Here is a 19,417-nt window from a genome sequence, read left to right as displayed (position 1 = left end):
ATAAGGTCGATCAGCGGATACGGCACCAACCGGCCGTATTCGTTGCCAGAGGGGTTGGCGCAAGCGCCGACCCCAAAGTTGTTTTAGGGGTATAGCTCAACTGGCAGAGCGTCGGTCTCCAAAACCGAAGGTTGGGGGTTCGATTCCCTCTGCCCCTGCCAATTCAATCAGCCGCGTCGCGATAGAGAATGTCGTGACGCGGCTTAGTCTCGTTTGCGAAACATGGCCAATCCCAACGTCGAAACCGTCAACGCCGCCAGCGGTAAGTGGTTGCTGGGCGCCGCGGTGCTACTGGTGGTTGCCGGCGTCATCGGTTTCTATGCCCTGGCACAGCAGCCCTCCTATGTGCGCGGCGCCGCGCTGTTTGGCGGTATTGCGCTGGGCGTGGTGGTCGCGCTGGTCTCGGCGCCAGGCAAGGACTTCATCGGTTTCTCCAAGGAATCGTATCGGGAAGTCCGCAAGGTCGTCTGGCCGACCCGCAAGGAAGCCGGGCAGATGACGGGCCTGGTGTTCGTTTTTGTCGTGATCATGGCCGTGTTCCTGTGGTCAGCGGACAAGCTCATCGAGTGGGTCATCTTTTCGCTCGTGCTGGGCTGGAAATGAAGGATAGAACATGACGGACAACGCACAACAGGAAGCCCCGGCAGCGGAATCGCCTTCGTCGAAGAAGCGCTGGTACGTGGTGCACGCTTATTCCGGCATGGAAAAGAGCGTGCAGCGCGCGTTGCAGGAGCGCATTGAACGCGCCGAGATGCAGGACAAGTTTGGCCGCATCCTGGTCCCGTCCGAAGAAGTGGTTGAAATCAAGGGTGGGCAGAAGTCTGTCACCGAGCGCCGCTTCTTCCCGGGTTACGTGCTGGTCGAGATGGAAATGACCGACGAAACCTGGCACCTGGTGAAGAACACCAGCAAGGTCACCGGTTTCGTGGGCGGCGCGCGCAATCGCCCGAGCCCGATTTCCCAGAAGGAAGTCGACAAGATCATGACCCAGATGCAGGAAGGGGTCGAGAAGCCGCGTCCCAAGACGCTGTTCGAAGTGGGCGAAATGGTACGCGTCAAGGACGGTCCTTTCACCGACTTCAACGGCAATGTCGAGGAAGTGAATTACGAGAAATCGCGCCTGCGCGTCTCGGTCACGATCTTCGGGCGTGCTACCCCGGTGGAACTCGAGTTCGGCCAGGTCGAAAAAGTTTAAGTTTTCGCGTTTTATGCTGGCCGCGAGGCCGGTAAAAAATGCGCGGCCAGTCCCGCAAGGGGCCGGCCACAAGAGGAGCGTGAGGCTGGCCGGGGTGGATGAACCGCCCCAGCAGCGATAGCGCGCTACGACTCAACAGGATCGCATTCCTCCAGGAAGCGGTCCGGATTGGAGTAAATATGGCCAAGAAGATCATTGGCTTTATCAAGCTGCAAATTCCGGCTGGTAAGGCAAATCCCTCCCCGCCCGTGGGCCCCGCACTGGGTCAACGCGGTCTGAACATCATGGAGTTCTGCAAGGCGTTCAACGCGCAGACCCAAGGTATGGAACCCGGCCTGCCGGTGCCGGTGGTGATTACCGCCTTCGCCGACAAGAGCTTCACCTTCGTGATGAAGTCGCCCCCGGCGACCGTGCTGATCAAGAAGGCCGCTGGCCTGACCAAGGGTTCGGCCAAGCCGCATACCGACAAGGTCGGCAAGATCACCCGCGCCCAGGCTGAAGAAATCGCCAAGGCGAAGAACGCTGACCTGACCGCTGCCGATCTGGACGCCGCCGTGCGTACCATCGCCGGTTCGGCTCGTTCGATGGGCATCACCGTGGAGGGTCTGTAAATGGCTAAGGTTTCCAAGCGCACCGCCGCCAACAAGGCGAAGATCGAGCGCACCAAGTTCTACCCGATCGACGAGGCCCTGGGCCTGGTGAAGGAATGCGCATCGGCCAAGTTCGACGAGTCGATCGACGTTGCCGTGCAACTCGGCATCGACGCGAAGAAGTCGGACCAGGTGGTTCGTGGCTCCGTGGTGCTGCCTGCCGGTACCGGCAAGTCGGTCCGCGTGGCTGTGTTCGCCCAAGGCGAAAAGGCCGAAGCTGCCAAGGCAGCCGGTGCAGACATCGTCGGCATGGAAGACCTGGCCGAGCAAGTCAAGGCCGGTAACCTGAACTTCGACGTGGTGATCGCTTCGCCGGACACCATGCGTATCGTTGGTACGCTGGGCCAGATCCTGGGCCCGCGCGGCCTGATGCCGAACCCGAAGGTTGGCACGGTTACCCCCGACGTGGCCCAGGCAGTGAAGAACGCCAAGGCCGGTCAGGTGCAATACCGCGTCGACAAGGCCGGTATCATCCACGCCACCATTGGCCGCCGCTCGTTCCAGGACGCCGATCTGAAGCGCAACCTGAGCGCGCTGATCGAAGCCCTGGTGAAGTCGAAGCCGGCTACCAGCAAGGGCGTGTACCTGCGCAAGATCGCCGTGTCGTCCACCATGGGCGTTGGCGTGCGCGTGGAACAGGCTTCGCTGTCGGCCTGAGGCTGGCGGCAAACGCAGGGCGAACCCGATAACGTCGCCCCGTGTAAAGAATGGAAGATCCTGGCCCAGGCCGGGATCGTCTCCCGAGTCAGGCGGGGCCCAGACGGGCGCCGCGAAACGAAGGGAGCAAGGCTTTGGGCAGTGGTGCCCGCCGGTGCGCAAGCGCGGGGCAGGCACCGCTGGTTATCAAAGACCGCTGGTGGCGGTGCGGCCGTAGTCTGGCAGCCTCGCCTTAATCGGACGGAACGTACGCAGCGTGGCTTTCGGCCCTGCTGCTGCGCCTCCCGGCCCACCAGCGCAGATGGCGCACCCGAGGGATTGAAGAATCCGGGCAATGACCCGGGTGATTCGGGCCAATCGGACGCCGTTCGTTTGGACTGATGTGCGTGCCCCGGACGATCCGGGGAACAAGCATCGTTTTGGAGCTTAACCGTGCCACTCAATATTGAAGATAAGAAGGCCGTCGTTGCTGAGGTTTCGGCGCAAGTCGCTAAAGCCCAGACCATCGTCGTTGCCGAATATCGCGGCATTGCGGTTGGCGATCTGACCAAGCTGCGCGCCAAGGCCCGCGAGCAAGGCGTGTACCTGCGCGTTCTGAAGAACACGCTGGCCCGCCGCGCCGTGGAAGGCACGCCGTTTGCCGGCCTCGCAGAGCAAATGACCGGTCCGCTGATCTACGGTATTTCCGAAGATGCAGTGTCGTCGGCCAAGGTTCTGAACGACTTTGCCAAGACCAACGACAAGTTGGTTCTGCGCGCAGCGTCGTACGACGGCAACGTGCTCGATGCTGCTGCCGTCAAGGCACTGGCCTCGATCCCGAGCCGCGATGAACTGATTGCTCAGCTGCTTGGCGTGATGCAGGCACCGGTGTCGGGCTTCGCCCGTCTGCTGGCTGCACTGGCCGCCAAGAAGAGCGAAGGCGCCCCTGCCGAAGGCGAAGGCGCTGCTGCCGCCGCCGAGAGCGAAGGCGCTGCTGCCTGAGGCGAAAGCCCACGCAGCCTGGCTCATCAAGATCGCATTACCGATACCGAATCACATTTAGCAGGAGTATTCCAAATGGCAATCAGCAAAGACGACATCCTCGAAGCCGTAGGCTCGATGTCCGTGATGGAACTGAACGACCTGGTCAAGGCGTTCGAAGAAAAGTTTGGCGTGTCCGCCGCTTCGATGGCCGTGGCTGCTGCCCCGGGCGCCGGCGCTGCTGTCGCTGAAGAGCAAACCGAGTTCAACGTTATCCTGTCGGAAATCGGCGCGAACAAGGTTGGCGTGATTAAGGCTGTCCGCGAAATCACCGGCCTGGGCCTGAAGGAAGCCAAGGATCTGGTCGACGGCGCACCGAAGGCTGTCAAGGAAGGCGTGGACAAGGCTGCTGCAGCCGACGCCAAGAAGAAGCTGGAAGACGCCGGCGCAAAGGTCGAAGTCAAGTAAGCTGTGCTCGCGTGCCCCTTCGGCACGCGAATGGGGCTGGCAAAGGGAGATTCCCGGCGCCAGCCTTTTTGCGCTTCTGCGATGTGTGTTTTATCCGGCACCCGCAGCGCAAATCAGTGCAAAAAAGTGGCGCAAACAATGCTTGAAGACTGGGCCGATGCCTAAGCTTCAGCAGAGGCCAAACATCAGTGGCACACTAGGTGGCTGCTGATGTTTGTCTTCTGAACCGACTGCAGAAGACAAGTTTGGTCGGGTGTTCCCCGAGCCGGTATGGCGCATCGCGTCGTTTCTGCCGGCTCGCAGCGTGCGGACACCGTCAGCCAGAGGTTGGTAGCGGCCAACCGCCAAATCCCCTCCCAGTCGCTGAACACCTCAGGTGCTGCGCCAGGTCCAGCCAGCCCTGCGATGATTCGGAGATCCCATGGCGTACAGCTTCACCGAAAAGAAGCGCATTCGCAAAAGTTTTGCGAAGCGCGCGACGGTTCACCAGGTTCCTTTCCTGCTTGCCACCCAGATTGAATCCTACACTCAGTTTCTGCAAGAGGATACGCCACCCTCGCGTCGCAAAACAGAGGGCCTGCAAGCGGCTTTCAGTGCAATCTTCCCGATTGTGTCGCACAACGGGCTCGCCCGTATGGAGTTCGTCTCCTACCATCTCTCCAACCCGCCGTTCGATGTCAAGGAATGTCAACAGCGTGGCCTGACCTTCCACTCGGCCCTGCGTGCCAAGGTGCGCCTGATCATCAACGATCGGGAAAATCCGGGCAAGGTCAAGGAAGTGAAGGAACAGGAAGTCTACATGGGCGAAATTCCGCTCATGACGTCGACCGGTTCGTTCGTGATCAACGGTACCGAGCGTGTGATCGTCTCGCAGCTGCACCGCTCGCCTGGCGTGTTCTTCGAGCACGACAAGGGCAAGACCCACAGCTCGGGCAAGCTGCTGTTCTCGGCGCGTATCATTCCCTACCGCGGTTCGTGGCTCGACTTCGAGTTCGACCCGAAGGACATCCTGTACTTCCGCGTCGACCGCCGCCGCAAGATGCCGGTGACGATCCTGCTGAAGTCGATCGGCCTGACGCCCGAGCAAATCCTCGCGCACTTCTTCGTGTTCGACAACTTCACCCTGCAGTCGGAAGGCGCGCAGATGGAGTTCGTGCCCGAGCGCCTGCGCGGCGAAGTCGCGCGCTTCGACATCGCCGACAAGAACGGCCGCGTCGTGGTGGAGAAGGACAAGCGGATCAACGCCAAGCACATCCGTGACCTGGATTCCGCCGGCACCAAGCTGATCAGCGTGCCGGAAGACTATCTGCTCGGCCGCGTGCTGGCGAAGAACATCATCGACCCGGATACCGGCGAAGTGATTGCCAACGCCAACGACGAGCTGACCGAAACCGTGCTGGAAAACCTGCGCGAAGCCGGCGTCAAGCAGATCCAGACCCTGTACACCAACGATCTGGACCAAGGTCCGTACATGTCGCAGACCCTGCGCGTGGACGATACCGCCGACCAGACCGCTGCGCGTATCGCCATCTACCGCATGATGCGTCCCGGCGAGCCGCCGACCGAAGACGCGGTGGAAGCCCTGTTCCAGCGCCTGTTCTACAGCGAAGAGTCGTACGACCTGTCGCGCGTTGGCCGCATGAAGGTCAACAGCCGCCTGGGCCGCCCGAGCGGCGAAGGCAGCATGGTGCTGCAGGACGAGGACATCCTCGAGACCATCAAGATCCTGGTCAACCTGCGCAACGGCAAGGGCGAGGTCGATGACATCGATCACCTGGGCAATCGTCGCGTGCGTTGCGTCGGCGAACTGGCTGAAAACCAGTTCCGCGCCGGCCTGTCGCGCGTGGAGCGCGCCGTCAAGGAACGTCTGGGCCAGGCCGAGACCGAAAACCTGATGCCGCACGACCTGATCAACTCGAAGCCGATTTCCTCGGCCATCCGCGAGTTCTTCGGTTCGTCGCAGCTGTCGCAGTTCATGGACCAGACCAACCCGCTGTCCGAGATCACGCACAAGCGCCGTGTCTCCGCACTGGGCCCGGGCGGTCTTACCCGCGAGCGCGCAGGCTTTGAAGTCCGCGACGTGCACCCGACCCACTATGGCCGCGTGTGCCCGATCGAAACGCCGGAAGGCCCGAACATTGGCCTGATCAACTCGCTGGCACTGTATGCCCGCCTGAACGAGTACGGCTTCCTGGAAACGCCGTACCGCAAGGTGGTCGACAGCAAGCTGACCGACCAGGTCGACTACCTGTCCGCCATCGAGGAAGGCAAGTACGTGGTCGCGCAGGCCAACGCCACCGTCGACGCCGACGGTACCCTGATCGACGAACTGGTGTCGTCGCGTGAAGGCAGCGAGCGTGAAACCCGTATGGTCACGCCGGACCGCGTCCAGTACATCGACGTGGCGCCTTCGCAGATCGTGTCCGCGGCAGCATCGCTGGTGCCGTTCCTCGAGCACGATGACGCGAACCGTGCACTGATGGGCGCCAACATGCAGCGCCAGGCCGTGCCTTGCCTGCGCCCGGACAAGCCGCTGGTGGGTACCGGCATCGAGCGTACCGTCGCGGTCGACTCGGGTACCGCCGTGCAGGCCACCCGTGGCGGCGTGGTGGACTACGTCGATGCGATGCGTATCGTGATCCGCGTGAACGACGATGAAGCCGTTGCAGGCGAAGTCGGCGTGGACATCTACAACCTGATCAAGTACACGCGCTCGAACCAGAACACCAACATCAACCAGCGTCCGATGGTCAAGGTCGGCGACTTCGTCGCCCGCGGCGACGTGATCGCCGACGGCGCCTCGACCGACCTGGGCGAGCTCGCGCTCGGCCAGAACATGCTGGTGGCGTTCATGCCGTGGAACGGCTACAACTTCGAAGATTCGATCCTGATCTCCGAACGCGTGGTTGCCGAAGACCGCTACACCTCGATCCACATCGAGGAACTGTCGGTCGTCGCCCGCGACACCAAGCTGGGACCGGAAGAAATCACCCGCGACATCTCCAACCTCGCCGAAGCGCAGCTGGCGCGTCTGGACGAGTCCGGCATCACCTACATCGGTGCCGAAGTGGAAGCCGGCGACGTGCTGGTCGGCAAGGTCACGCCCAAGGGCGAGACCCAGCTGACCCCGGAAGAAAAGCTGCTGCGCGCGATCTTCGGCGAGAAGGCTTCGGACGTGAAGGACACCTCGCTGCGCGTGCCCTCGGGCATGAGCGGCATCGTGATCGACGTCCAGGTCTTCACCCGCGAAGGCGTGACCCGCGACAAGCGCGCCCAGTCGATCATCGACGACGAACTGAAGCGCTACCGCCTGGACCTGAACGACCAGCTGCGCATCGTCGAAGGCGACGCCTTCCAGCGTCTGGAACGCCTGCTGCTCGACAAGACCGTCAACGGCGGTCCGAAGAAGCTGGCCAAGGGCGCCAAGCTGACCCGCGAGTACCTGGCCGACCTGGACAAGTACCACTGGTTCGACATCCGTCCGGCCGACGAGGAAGTCGCTGCCCAGCTGGAAGCCGTCAAGGAAGCCATCGAGCAGAAGCGTCACGAGTTCGACCTGGCCTTCGAGGAAAAGCGCAAGAAGCTCACGCAAGGCGACGAACTGCCGCCGGGCGTGATCAAGATGGTCAAGGTGTACCTGGCCGTCAAGCGCCGCCTGCAGCCTGGCGACAAGATGGCAGGCCGTCACGGCAATAAGGGTGTGGTGTCCAAGATCGTCCCGATCGAAGACATGCCCTACATGGCCGACGGTACCCCTGCCGACATCGTGCTGAACCCGCTGGGCGTGCCGTCGCGGATGAACGTGGGCCAGATTCTGGAAACCCACCTGGGCTGGGCCGCGCGCGGTCTGGGCCAGCGTATCGGCTCCATGCTCAAGGCGCAGGCCAAGGCGCAGGAACTGCGTCCGTTGCTCGCCCAGATCTACAACGAGAGCGGCAAGCCGGAAGACCTCGACAGCCTGTCCGACGCCGAAGTGCTGGAACTGGCCACCAACCTGAAGAAGGGTGTGCCGTTCGCCACGCCGGTGTTCGACGGTGCGCATGAAGACGAAATCCGTCGCATGCTGGACCTGGCCTACCCGGACGCGATCGCCAAGGAAATGGGCCTGACCGCTTCCAAGCAACAGGTCACGCTGCACGACGGCCGCACCGGCGAAGCGTTCGAGCGTCCGGTGACGCTGGGCGTGATGCACATGCTGAAGCTGCACCACTTGGTCGACGACAAGATGCACGCGCGTTCGACCGGCCCGTACTCGCTGGTGACCCAGCAGCCGCTGGGTGGTAAGGCACAGTTCGGTGGCCAGCGTTTCGGTGAAATGGAAGTGTGGGCGCTGGAAGCTTATGGCGCCTCCTACGTGCTGCAGGAAATGCTGACGGTCAAGTCCGATGACGTGAACGGCCGGACCAAGGTCTACGAGAACATCGTCAAGGGCGAGCACTCGATCGACGCCGGCATGCCGGAATCGTTCAACGTGCTGGTGAAGGAAATCCGTTCGCTGGGTATCGACATCGACCTCGATCGCTACTGATCGAGATAGAGAGCGCGGGAGGCCGGCAACGGCCAGTCTCCCGCCGATTGCCCGCTACGGTTTTCCCACAGAATGAATGCCGCGGGCCCGACATGCTGTCGGGCTGGCGGCGAAACAAGGAGTTGCAATGAAAGCATTGCTCGATCTCTTTAAGCAGGTTCAGCAGGAAGAGCAGTTCGACGCGATCAAGATCGGCCTGGCATCGCCGGAGAAGATCCGTTCGTGGTCGTACGGTGAAGTGAAGAAGCCGGAAACCATCAACTACCGGACCTTCAAGCCCGAGCGCGATGGCCTGTTCTGCGCCAAGATCTTTGGCCCGATCAAGGACTACGAGTGCCTGTGCGGCAAGTACAAGCGCCTGAAGCACCGCGGCGTGATCTGCGAGAAGTGCGGCGTTGAAGTGACGCTGGCCAAGGTGCGCCGCGAGCGCATGGGCCACATCGAACTGGCCGCGCCGACCGCGCACATCTGGTTCCTGAAGTCGCTGCCGTCGCGTCTGGGCATGGTGCTCGACATGACGCTGCGCGATATCGAACGCGTCCTGTACTTCGAAGCGTTCGTGGTGCTCGAACCCGGCATGACGCCGCTCAAGCGCAGCCAGATCATGTCCGAGGACGACTACATCGCCAAGTGCGAAGAGTACGGCGAAGGCGAGTTCGTGGCCATGATGGGTGCCGAGGGCATCCGTGAGCTGCTGCGCGGCATCGACATCGAGAAGCAGATCGAAACGATCCGCGCCGAGCTGCAAGCCACCGGTTCCGAAGCCAAGATCAAGAAGTTCGCCAAGCGCCTGAAGGTGCTGGAAGCGTTCCAGCGTTCGGGCATCAAGCCGGAATGGATGATCCTGGAAGTGCTGCCGGTGCTGCCGCCCGAACTGCGTCCGCTGGTTCCGCTGGATGGCGGCCGTTTCGCCACCTCGGACCTGAACGACCTGTATCGCCGCGTCATCAACCGTAACAACCGCCTGAAGCGCCTGCTCGAACTGAAGGCGCCCGAGATCATCGTGCGCAACGAAAAGCGCATGCTGCAGGAAGCGGTTGACTCGCTGCTGGACAACGGCCGTCGCGGCAAGGCGATGACCGGCGCCAACAAGCGTCCGCTGAAGTCGCTGGCCGAAATGATCAAGGGCAAGGGCGGCCGTTTCCGTCAGAACCTGCTGGGCAAGCGCGTCGACTACTCGGGCCGTTCGGTCATCGTGGTGGGCCCGACCCTGAAGCTGCACCAGTGCGGCCTGCCCAAGCTGATGGCGCTCGAGCTGTTCAAGCCCTTCATCTTCCACAAGCTGGAAACGATGGGTATCGCCACCACCATCAAGGCGGCGAAGAAGGAAGTGGAAAGCCAGACCGCGGTGGTGTGGGACATCCTCGAAGAGGTGATCCGCGAGCATCCGGTCATGCTGAACCGCGCGCCGACGCTGCACCGCCTGGGTATCCAGGCGTTCGAGCCGGTGCTGATCGAAGGCAAGGCCATCCAGCTGCACCCGCTCGTCTGCGCGGCGTTCAACGCCGACTTCGACGGTGACCAGATGGCTGTGCACGTCCCGCTGTCGCTGGAAGCGCAGATGGAAGCCCGCACCCTGATGCTGGCCTCCAACAACGTGCTGTTCCCGGCCAACGGCGACCCGTCGATCGTACCGTCGCAAGACGTGGTGCTGGGTCTGTACTACACGACCCGCGACAAGATCAACGGCAAGGGTGAAGGCCTGACGTTCGCCGACATCAGCGAAGTGATCCGCGCCTACGAGAACAAGGAAGTCGAACTGGCTTCCCGCGTAAACGTGCGTATCACCGAGTATGAACTGGTCGACAAGGACGCCGTGGGCGATGCCCGCTTCGCGCCCAAGATCACGCTGCAGGCCACCACGGTCGGCCGCGCGATCATGTCCGAGATCCTGCCCAAGGGCCTGCCTTTCTCGGTGCTGAACAAGCCGCTGAAGAAGAAGGAAATCTCGCGCCTGATCAACACCGCGTTCCGCAAGTGCGGTCTGCGCGAAACCGTGATCTTCGCCGACAAGCTGCTGCAGTCGGGTTTCCGCCTGGCAACGCGCGCCGGTATCTCGATCGCCATCGACGACATGCTGGTGCCGCCGCAGAAGGAAAAGATCATTTCCGACGCGGCAGCCAAAGTCAAGGAATACGACAAGCAGTACATGTCGGGTCTGGTGACCGACCAGGAACGCTACAACAACGTCGTGGACATCTGGGGCGCCGCCGGCGACCAGGTGGGCAAGGCGATGATGGAGCAGCTCCAGCACGAAGACGTGGTCGACCGTCACGGCAACACCGTGAAGCAGGACTCGTTCAACTCGATCTACATGATGGCCGACTCGGGCGCGCGCGGTTCCGCTGCGCAGATCCGTCAGCTGGCCGGCATGCGTGGCCTGATGGCCAAGCCGGATGGCTCGATCATTGAAACGCCGATTACGGCGAACTTCCGTGAAGGCCTGAACGTTCTGCAGTACTTCATCTCCACCCACGGCGCGCGTAAGGGCCTGGCGGATACGGCACTGAAGACCGCGAACTCGGGTTACCTGACCCGTCGTCTGGTCGACGTGACGCAGGATCTGGTGGTGGTGGAAGACGATTGCGGCACGACCAACGGCGTGGCCATGAAGGCCCTGGTCGAAGGCGGTGAAGTGATCGAAGCCCTGCGCGACCGTATTCTCGGCCGTGTGACGGTGACCGACGTGGTGAATCCTGAAACCCAGGAAACCGCGATCGAGGCCGGCACCCTGCTGGACGAAGACCTGGTCGACATGATCGACGCCATCGGCGTGGACGAAGTGAAGGTACGCACGCCGCTGTCGTGCGACACGCGCTACGGCCTGTGCGGCATGTGCTATGGCCGCGACCTGGGCCGCGGCGTGCTGGTGAACTCCGGCGAAGCGGTTGGCGTGATCGCCGCCCAGTCGATCGGCGAGCCGGGCACGCAGCTGACCATGCGTACGTTCCACATCGGTGGCGCGGCATCGCGTGCGGCAGTGGCATCGAGCGTGGAAGCGAAGGCAACCGGTACCGTGCGTTTCACGGCGACCATGCGTTACGTCACCAATGCGAAGGGCGAGCTGATCGTCATTTCGCGTTCGGGCGAAACCCTGATCACCGACGACCATGGCCGTGAGCGCGAACGCCACAAGATCCCGTACGGCGCGATGCTGCTGGTGCAGGACGGCCAGGCCATCAAGGCTGGTACGCAGCTGGCCACGTGGGACGCACTGACGCGCCCGATCGTGTCGGAGTACACCGGCACGACCAAGTTCGAGAACGTCGAAGAAGGCGTGACCGTCGCCAAGCAGATGGACGAGGTCACCGGCCTGTCGACCCTCGTGGTGATCGATGCGAAGCGCCGTACGGCTGCCACCAAGGGCCTGCGCCCGCAGGTGAAGCTGCTCGACGCCAACGGCCAGGAAGTGAAGATCCCGGGCACGGACCACTCCGTGACCATCGGCTTCCAGGTCGGCGCGCTGATTACCGTGAAGGACGGCCAGCAGGTGCATGTGGGTGAAGTGCTCGCACGTATCCCGACCGAATCGCAAAAGACCCGCGACATTACCGGGGGTCTGCCGCGTGTGGCCGAACTGTTCGAAGCGCGTTCGCCGAAGGACGCCGCCGTGCTGGCGGAAGTCACCGGTACCACGTCGTTCGGCAAGGACACCAAGGGCAAGCAACGCCTGGTGATTACGGACCTGGACGGCAACGCCCACGAGTTCCTGATCGCCAAGGAAAAGCAGGTCCTGGTGCACGATGGCCAGGTGGTGAACAAGGGCGAAATGATCGTGGAAGGTCCGGCGGACCCGCACGACATCCTGCGCCTGAAGGGCATCGAGGAACTGGCGCACTACATCGTCGACGAAGTGCAGGACGTGTACCGTCTGCAGGGCGTGAAGATCAACGACAAGCACATCGAAGTGATCGTGCGCCAGATGCTGCGCCGCGTGCAGATCTCGGATGTGGGCGACACCAAGTTCATCCCGGGTGAACAGGTGGAGCGTTCGGAACTGCTCGACGAGAACGATCGCGTGATCGCCGAAGGCAAGCGTCCGGCCACGTATGAAAACCTGTTGCTCGGTATCACCAAGGCGTCGCTGTCCACCGACAGCTTCATCTCGGCGGCATCGTTCCAGGAAACCACCCGCGTGCTGACCGAAGCCGCGATCATGGGCAAGACCGACGACCTGCGTGGTCTGAAGGAAAACGTGATCGTTGGCCGACTGATCCCCGCTGGTACCGGTCTGGCCTACCACCGTGCCCGCAAGGCACGCGAGGCGGCCGAGCGCGAACGCGCCCAGGCGATCTCCGAAGAAGAGCAGTCGCTCTTCATCGAGCCGCCGGTGGTGCCGGCGACGACCGAAGGCGAGGGCGACGCAGTCTAAGACTGTCAGCCTGAACCTGCAGCAAGCTGCATGAAGATACCCGGCCCTTGCGGCCGGGTATTTTTTTGCCTGTTCTATCCGCTGCGTAGACGCCGGAGCGCAATGCATGCAGTGCGCTCCGGCGGTTCACACATCGAGGGCGGATGGCAGCCATATCCGCGCAGGTACTTGCAGTCCGGCGGCCCGGAGGTGCTGCATGAGATCGAGATCAAAGGCGGCATCGCCGTGTATGGGAGGGATATCGTTCTTCCAGAATTGCGCATTGATATTTGTCTGCTGCATATTCATGGCGATATCCAAGCCGCCGTACCGCAGCGCATCCCAGTTTGAGCGGCTCCCTTTTGATGGATAAATATCAAAATGCCATGAATGCGTTGGAATATTTATCCTATGCATATTTTTGAATGACACTCCGGCCACGAGGCCTGAGGGCAGGCTAACCTTAGCCATGTGCGCTAAGCGGATGCATATTGTTCTGCCTGAATTGGATGATGACATCCTTCCTGTGCATATCTTCGGGGATCCCCAGGCCCGAGCGGCCGGAAGGTGGCCCGGCCTGAACCGTGCGCGGCAAGCGGATACCCGGCCCCGGTCCGGGCTTTTGCTGTCGGCGGCCAACCTGTACGTATGTGGAAACCATTCGTCACAGCCGGATACGGTACGCCGCGGGCTTGGTGGTATGGTTACGCCTTTCGCGGTTTCACCCTCTTTTCAAGCTGTTGCTATGTCGCGCGCCCTGGCCATTCTCAAGGATGTATTCGGCTACCATGCCTTCCGTGGCCGCCAGGCGGAGATCATCGACCATGTGGCCGAGGGTGGCGATTGCCTGGTATTGATGCCGACCGGCGGCGGCAAGTCGCTGTGCTACCAGATTCCGGCGCTGCTGCGGCAGCGGGCCGGCCACGGCACCGGCATCGTGGTGTCGCCGCTGATCGCGCTGATGCAGGACCAGGTGGCGGCGCTGTCCGAGGCCGGCGTGCGCGCGGCCGTGCTGAATTCGACGCTCAGCGGGGCCGAGGCCTCCGCGGTGGAGCGCGACCTGCTCGCCGGCCGGCTCGAGATCCTCTATGTGGCGCCCGAGCGGCTGATGACGCCGCGCTTCCAGGACCTGCTGGAGCGTACCCGTATCGGCGTGTTCGCCATCGACGAGGCGCACTGCGTGTCGCAGTGGGGGCATGATTTCCGCCCCGAGTACATCCAGCTCTCGGTGCTGCACGAGCGCTTTCCGCAGGTGCCGCGCATTGCGCTGACGGCCACCGCGGATTCGGTCACGCGCGAGGAGATCGTCGAGCGCCTGGCGCTGCAGGACGCGCGCGTCTTCATCTCCAGCTTCGACCGCCCCAATATCCGCTATCGCATCGTCGAGAAGGACAATGCGCGCCAGCAGTTGCTGACCTTCATCAAGGCGGAGCACCTGGCCGCGGACGGCACCCATGACAGCGGCATCGTCTATTGCCTGTCGCGCAAGAAGGTGGAGGACACCGCCAGCTACCTCAGCAGCCAGGGCCTCAACGCGCTGGCGTACCACGCCGGCATGGACGCGGGCGTGCGCCAGCACCACCAGGCCCGCTTCCGCGAAGAGGAGGGCGTGATCATGGTCGCCACCATCGCCTTCGGCATGGGCATCGACAAGCCAGACGTGCGCTTCGTTGCCCACCTGGACCTGCCCAAGAGCATGGAGGGCTACTACCAGGAGACGGGCCGCGCCGGCCGCGACGGGCTGCCGGCCAACGCCTGGATGGCCTACGGCCTGGGCGATGTGGTCCAGCAAAAGCGCATGATCGACGAGTCCGAGGCCGACGATGCCCACAAGCGCGTGTCCTCCGCCAAGCTCGACGCGTTGCTGGGGCTCTGCGAGACCGCGGGCTGCCGGCGCGTGCGCATCCTGGCGTACTTCGACGAAGCCAGCGAGCCTTGCGGCAACTGCGACACCTGCCTGGAGCCGCCAGCGACATGGGACGGCACCCGCGAGGCACAGATGGCGCTGTCCTGCGTCTACCGCACCGCGCAGGCCAGCCGCGTCCATTTTGGCGCGACCCATATGGTCGACGTGCTGCGCGGCAACGCTTCGGAAAAGATCCGGCAGTGGGGCCATGACAAGGTATCCACCTTCGGCATCGGCGCTGACCGTTCCGTATCGGAGTGGCACGCGATCTTCCGCCAGTTGATCGCCCATGGCCTGCTGGTGATCGACCACGGCGGGCACGGCGCGTTGCTGCTGGGCGAGTCGGCGCGTGCGGTGCTCAAGGGCGAGACGCAGATCACGCTGCGCCGGCAGGCCAGCAAGCCGGCCAAGAGCGGTGAGCGCACCGCGCGCGGCACGGGCACCCGCACCGACCATACCGCCGGCATGGACGAGGACGCGCTGGCCAACTGGGAGGCGCTGCGCAAGTGGCGCACCGAAACCGCGCGCGAGCATGGCGTGCCGGCCTACGTGATCTTCCACGACGCCACCCTCGCCGAACTGGCGCGCAGCGCACCGGACTCGCTGACGGCGATGGCCGAGGTGCCCGGCATCGGCGCTGCCAAGCTGGAGCGCTACGGCGATGCCATCCTTGAAGCGCTGGCTTCCGTTTAGCCCCGGTTTCGGATCTCCCGCGAACCGCCGCCGCGTGGCCTGCCCGGGCCCCTCTATCGGGAGTTCATCGGTACTTGACCGTTTACGTTCTCCCTGCTAGAGTGCCAGATTCGAGTTTTTGGCTTTGGATTTCGCTCGCCTGTCTGATTTGTGGTGCCTGGTTCACGAACCTTCATGAACCGGCCGGCAATCGGCAAGCCCGCCAGGGGATCATGTGATGCCCGGGTGGTGTGGTCGCAGCGGGATCCCAAGCGAGCTCGCGCTCTTTGGCCAGTCTGTTCCTCCACAGGTCCGTCTCTAGAGCGCTCGCTCACTTCTCCCGCCCAAAACCCGTCGTTGCCTCTCGGCCCATCGCTTGTGGCCCATGGGGTGTTTTTCCGTAAAACCAAGCTGGATTGAACAATGCCAACTATCAACCAACTGGTTCGCAAGCCGCGTGTCTCTGAAGTCGTAAAGAGCAAGAGCCCTGCACTTGAGAACTGCCCGCAGCGTCGCGGCGTGTGCACCCGCGTGTACACCACGACGCCGAAGAAGCCGAACTCGGCACTGCGTAAGGTCGCCAAGGTGCGCCTGACCAACGGTTTCGAGGTCATCTCGTACATCGGCGGTGAAGGCCACAACCTGCAAGAACACTCGGTCGTGCTGATCCGCGGCGGCCGTGTGAAGGACTTGCCGGGTGTGCGTTACCACATCGTCCGTGGCTCGCTGGACTTGCAAGGCGTGAAGGATCGTCGCCAGGCACGTTCGAAGTACGGCGCGAAGCGTCCGAAGGCTGCTTAAGGCTAACGCCAGGCAAGCTGGGCGCAGAGCCCGCAGTAACAAACGATGGCCTGTGGCGGTTGCGTCATGGTGCTGTCACCAGGCGGCGGTACAACGGAGCGTTTTATGCGCCGTGCCGTCGAGTAAGTGGTCACCCGGCGAATTTGCCTTAATGGAAGGCAAGCTTGTTGGTGGCCGGAGAGCGGGAACTAGCCGCGCTCTCAACTGAATCTAAAGGAAAGAAGATGCCACGTCGTCGTGAAGTCCCCAAGCGGGAAATCCTGCCTGATCCGAAGTTCGGTAACGTTGAAGTTGCCAAGTTCATGAACGTGCTGATGCTGGACGGCAAGAAGTCGGTTGCCGAACGTATCGTTTATGGCGCGTTCGACCAGATCGAAAAGAAGGCAGGCAAGGCCCCGGTAGAAGTGTTTTCCGTTGCGATCAACAACGTGAAGCCGGTGGTCGAAGTGAAGAGCCGTCGCGTGGGCGGCGCCAACTATCAGGTTCCGGTCGAAGTCCGTCCGTCGCGTCGTTTGGCATTGGCGATGCGTTGGCTGCGCGAGGCCGCGAAAAAACGCAGCGAGAAGTCGATGGCGCTGCGCCTGGCAGGTGAGCTGCTGGAAGCATCGGAAGGCCGCGGCGGCGCAATGAAGAAGCGCGACGAAGTGCACCGCATGGCCGAAGCCAACAAGGCGTTCTCGCACTTCCGCTTCTAAAGCGCGCGAGTTACGCGGTTGGTTGCCGGGCGGGCTGTGTATGTAATGACACGCTCGCCCGTTTGTGTTACGGGCGTTGGCAATGAGATGCCGGCGTCTCACGGACGAATAGAGGATTAAAGTGGCTCGTAAGACTCCCATTGAGCGCTACCGCAATATCGGTATCTCGGCTCACATTGACGCGGGTAAAACCACCACGACCGAGCGGATCCTGTTCTACACCGGTGTGAACCACAAGATCGGTGAAGTGCATGATGGCGCCGCCACGATGGACTGGATGGAGCAGGAGCAGGAGCGTGGCATCACGATCACCTCCGCTGCTACCACCGCCTTCTGGAAGGGCATGGCCGGCAATTACCCGGAACACCGCATCAACATCATCGACACCCCGGGCCACGTGGACTTCACCATCGAGGTGGAGCGCTCCATGCGCGTGCTGGACGGCGCTTGCATGGTCTACTGTGCAGTGGGTGGCGTGCAGCCCCAGTCGGAAACCGTGTGGCGCCAGGCCAACAAGTACGGCGTGCCGCGCCTGGCCTTCGTCAACAAGATGGACCGTACCGGCGCGAATTTCTTCAAGGTCTACGACCAGCTGAAGACCCGCCTGAAGGCCAGCCCGGTTCCCGTCGTGGTACCGATCGGCGCCGAAGACACCTTCAAGGGTGTGGTCGACCTCATCAAGATGAAAGCGATCATCTGGGACGAGGCCAGCCAGGGCACCAAGTTCGACTACGTGGACATCCCGGCTGAACTGGCCGACTCGTGCAACGAATGGCGCGAGAAGATGGTCGAGGCAGCTGCCGAGTCCAACGAAGACCTGATGAACAAGTATCTGGAAGAGGGCGAACTGTCCGAAGCCGAGATCATCAAGGGTCTGCGCGACCGTACCATCGCCTGCGAAATCCAGCCGATGCTGTGCGGCACCGCGTTCAAGAACAAGGGCGTGCAGCGTATGCTGGACGCCGTGATCGACTTCCTGCCGTCGCCGGTCGACATTCCGCCGGTCAAGGGCGTGGACGACGACGAGAAGGAAGTCGTGCGCCGTGCCGCGGACGACGAAAAGTTCTCCGCGCTGGCGTTCAAGATCATGACCGACCCGTTCGTTGGTCAGCTGATCTTCTTCCGCGTCTACTCGGGCAAGGTCAATTCGGGCGACACCATCTACAACCCGGTCAAGAGCAAGAAGGAACGCCTGGGCCGTATTCTGCAGATGCACGCCAACCAGCGCGAAGAAATCAAGGAAGTGCTGGCAGGCGACATCGCCGCGGCGGTTGGCCTGAAAGAAGCCACCACCGGCGACACGCTGTGCGATCCGGACCACATCATCATCCTGGAACGCATGGTGTTCCCGGAGCCGGTGATTTCGCAGGCTGTCGAGCCGAAGACCAAGGCTGACCAGGAAAAGATGGGCATCGCCCTGAACCGCCTGGCACAGGAAGATCCGTCGTTCCGCGTCAAGACCGACGAAGAATCCGGCCAGACCATCATTTCGGGCATGGGCGAGCTCCACCTGGAAATTCTGGTCGACCGCATGAAGCGTGAATTCGGCGTGGAAGCCACCGTGGGCAAGCCCCAGGTTGCCTACCGCGAAACCATCCGCAAGAACTGCGACGAAGTGGAAGGCAAGTTCGTCAAGCAGTCGGGCGGCCGTGGCCAGTACGGTCACGTGGTGCTCAAGCTCGAGCCGCAGGAACCGGGCAAGGGCTACGAGTTCGTCGACGCCATCAAGGGCGGTGTGGTGCCGCGCGAGTACATCCCCGCAGTGGACAAGGGTATTCAGGAAACCCTGAACGCCGGCGTTCTGGCAGGCTTCCCGGTGGTCGACGTCAAGGTCACGCTGTTCTTCGGTTCGTACCACGATGTGGACTCGAACGAAAACGCGTTCAAGATGGCCGGTTCCATGGGCTTCAAGGAAGGCATGCGCCGCGCCAACCCGGTGCTGCTCGAGCCGATGATGGCCGTGGAAGTGGAAACGCCGGAAGACTTCATGGGTAACGTGATGGGCGATCTGTCGTCGCGTCGCGGCATTATCCAGGGCATGGACGACATCGTCGGCGGTGGCAAGATCCTGCGCGCGGAAGTTCCGCTGGCAGAGATGTTCGGCTACTCGACTTCGCTGCGTTCGGCCACCCAAGGCCGCGCTACGTACACGATGGAGTTCAAGCACTACGCTGAAGCTCCGAAGAACGTAGCCGACGCCGTGATCACGGCCCGTGGCAAGTAAGTAAAAAATCCGCCGCCGCGCGTTGTGCGCGGTGGCTATATGAACACGACATACTGGTTTCGATTAGGAGCTGAAAAATGGCAAAGGAAAAGTTCGAGCGGACTAAGCCGCACGTGAACGTTGGCACGATTGGTCACGTTGACCATGGCAAGACCACGCTGACGGCCGCAATCGCCACGGTGCTGGCAGCGAAGTTTGGCGGTGCCGCCAAGAAGTACGACGAAATCGACGCAGCGCCGGAAGAAAAGGCACGCGGTATTACCATCAACACCGCGCACGTCGAGTACGAAACGGCTAACCGCCACTACGC

At 62.4% G+C, this 19,417-nt stretch carries 14 protein-coding genes and 1 tRNA gene; all 15 read left to right on the top strand.

The features are described from left to right. Positions 1-85 precede the first annotated feature (85 nt). Positions 86-161: transfer RNA gene (locus P3W85_RS30520), tRNA-Trp, on the top strand. Positions 162-222: 61 nt separating this feature from the next. Next, complete coding sequence (gene secE, locus P3W85_RS30515) at positions 223-603, top strand: preprotein translocase subunit SecE (protein ID WP_006162342.1); 381 nt, start codon at positions 223-225, stop codon at positions 601-603. Between the two features lie 10 nt (positions 604-613). Then, positions 614-1,195: a transcription termination/antitermination protein NusG gene (nusG, locus tag P3W85_RS30510; protein ID WP_017224511.1), complete on the top strand. Its 582-nt coding sequence runs from the start codon at positions 614-616 to the stop codon at positions 1,193-1,195. A gap of 179 nt (positions 1,196-1,374) precedes the next feature. Further along, positions 1,375-1,806, top strand: a complete 432-nt coding sequence (rplK, locus tag P3W85_RS30505; protein WP_006162338.1) for a 50S ribosomal protein L11 — start codon at positions 1,375-1,377, stop codon at positions 1,804-1,806. Next, positions 1,807-2,502, top strand: coding sequence for a 50S ribosomal protein L1 (rplA, locus tag P3W85_RS30500; protein ID WP_017224512.1), 696 nt, complete (start codon positions 1,807-1,809; stop codon positions 2,500-2,502). A 432-nt stretch (positions 2,503-2,934) separates the two neighbouring features. After that, the gene (gene rplJ / locus P3W85_RS30495; RefSeq protein WP_017224513.1) at positions 2,935-3,483 is read left to right on the top strand and encodes a 50S ribosomal protein L10; all 549 of its coding nucleotides are present in this window, start codon (positions 2,935-2,937) and stop codon (positions 3,481-3,483) included. A gap of 75 nt (positions 3,484-3,558) precedes the next feature. Further along, positions 3,559-3,930 (top strand): 50S ribosomal protein L7/L12, encoded by a 372-nt coding sequence (rplL, locus tag P3W85_RS30490; RefSeq protein WP_017224514.1) that lies wholly within the window; start codon positions 3,559-3,561, stop codon positions 3,928-3,930. A gap of 421 nt (positions 3,931-4,351) precedes the next feature. After that, positions 4,352-8,458 (top strand): DNA-directed RNA polymerase subunit beta, encoded by a 4,107-nt coding sequence (gene rpoB / locus P3W85_RS30485; protein WP_017224515.1) that lies wholly within the window; start codon positions 4,352-4,354, stop codon positions 8,456-8,458. A 127-nt stretch (positions 8,459-8,585) separates the two neighbouring features. Next, positions 8,586-12,830: a DNA-directed RNA polymerase subunit beta' gene (gene rpoC, locus P3W85_RS30480; protein WP_017224516.1), complete on the top strand. Its 4,245-nt coding sequence runs from the start codon at positions 8,586-8,588 to the stop codon at positions 12,828-12,830. Positions 12,831-12,932: 102 nt separating this feature from the next. Continuing rightward, positions 12,933-13,160 carry a hypothetical protein gene (locus P3W85_RS30475; protein WP_276267512.1) on the top strand — a complete coding sequence of 76 codons (228 nt, stop codon included), beginning with the start codon at positions 12,933-12,935 and terminating at the stop codon, positions 13,158-13,160. A gap of 394 nt (positions 13,161-13,554) precedes the next feature. After that, positions 13,555-15,408, top strand: coding sequence for a DNA helicase RecQ (gene recQ / locus P3W85_RS30470; protein WP_017224518.1), 1,854 nt, complete (start codon positions 13,555-13,557; stop codon positions 15,406-15,408). 402 nt (positions 15,409-15,810) lie between these two features. Continuing rightward, positions 15,811-16,188: a 30S ribosomal protein S12 gene (rpsL, locus tag P3W85_RS30465; RefSeq protein WP_006162330.1), complete on the top strand. Its 378-nt coding sequence runs from the start codon at positions 15,811-15,813 to the stop codon at positions 16,186-16,188. Between the two features lie 224 nt (positions 16,189-16,412). After that, positions 16,413-16,883, top strand: coding sequence for a 30S ribosomal protein S7 (rpsG, locus tag P3W85_RS30460; RefSeq protein ID WP_017224519.1), 471 nt, complete (start codon positions 16,413-16,415; stop codon positions 16,881-16,883). Positions 16,884-17,004: 121 nt separating this feature from the next. After that, complete coding sequence (gene fusA / locus P3W85_RS30455; protein WP_017224520.1) at positions 17,005-19,107, top strand: elongation factor G; 2,103 nt, start codon at positions 17,005-17,007, stop codon at positions 19,105-19,107. Positions 19,108-19,184: 77 nt separating this feature from the next. Beyond that, a partial coding sequence (locus tag P3W85_RS30450) for a GTP-binding protein (protein ID WP_035881081.1) occupies positions 19,185-19,417 on the top strand: 233 nt, incomplete at its 3' end.

Source organism: Cupriavidus basilensis (genome assembly GCF_029335485.1).
Taxonomy (GTDB): Bacteria; Pseudomonadota; Gammaproteobacteria; order Burkholderiales; family Burkholderiaceae; genus Cupriavidus; species Cupriavidus basilensis_E.
This window is presented reverse-complemented; position numbering and strand designations above follow the sequence as displayed.

What these genes read in the sequence shown, in the direction of transcription:
- P3W85_RS30475 (WP_276267512.1), top strand. Translation starts at nt 12,933, where the DNA reads ATGCATGCAGTGCGCTCCGGCGGTTCACACATCGAGGGCGGATGGCAG.
- rpoB (WP_017224515.1), top strand. Translation starts at nt 4,352, where the DNA reads ATGGCGTACAGCTTCACCGAAAAGAAGCGCATTCGCAAAAGTTTTGCG.
- rplK (WP_006162338.1), top strand. Translation starts at nt 1,375, where the DNA reads ATGGCCAAGAAGATCATTGGCTTTATCAAGCTGCAAATTCCGGCTGGT.
- nusG (WP_017224511.1), top strand. Translation starts at nt 614, where the DNA reads ATGACGGACAACGCACAACAGGAAGCCCCGGCAGCGGAATCGCCTTCG.
- secE (WP_006162342.1), top strand. Translation starts at nt 223, where the DNA reads ATGGCCAATCCCAACGTCGAAACCGTCAACGCCGCCAGCGGTAAGTGG.
- rplL (WP_017224514.1), top strand. Translation starts at nt 3,559, where the DNA reads ATGGCAATCAGCAAAGACGACATCCTCGAAGCCGTAGGCTCGATGTCC.
- recQ (WP_017224518.1), top strand. Translation starts at nt 13,555, where the DNA reads ATGTCGCGCGCCCTGGCCATTCTCAAGGATGTATTCGGCTACCATGCC.
- rplA (WP_017224512.1), top strand. Translation starts at nt 1,807, where the DNA reads ATGGCTAAGGTTTCCAAGCGCACCGCCGCCAACAAGGCGAAGATCGAG.
- rpsL (WP_006162330.1), top strand. Translation starts at nt 15,811, where the DNA reads ATGCCAACTATCAACCAACTGGTTCGCAAGCCGCGTGTCTCTGAAGTC.
- rpsG (WP_017224519.1), top strand. Translation starts at nt 16,413, where the DNA reads ATGCCACGTCGTCGTGAAGTCCCCAAGCGGGAAATCCTGCCTGATCCG.
- rpoC (WP_017224516.1), top strand. Translation starts at nt 8,586, where the DNA reads ATGAAAGCATTGCTCGATCTCTTTAAGCAGGTTCAGCAGGAAGAGCAG.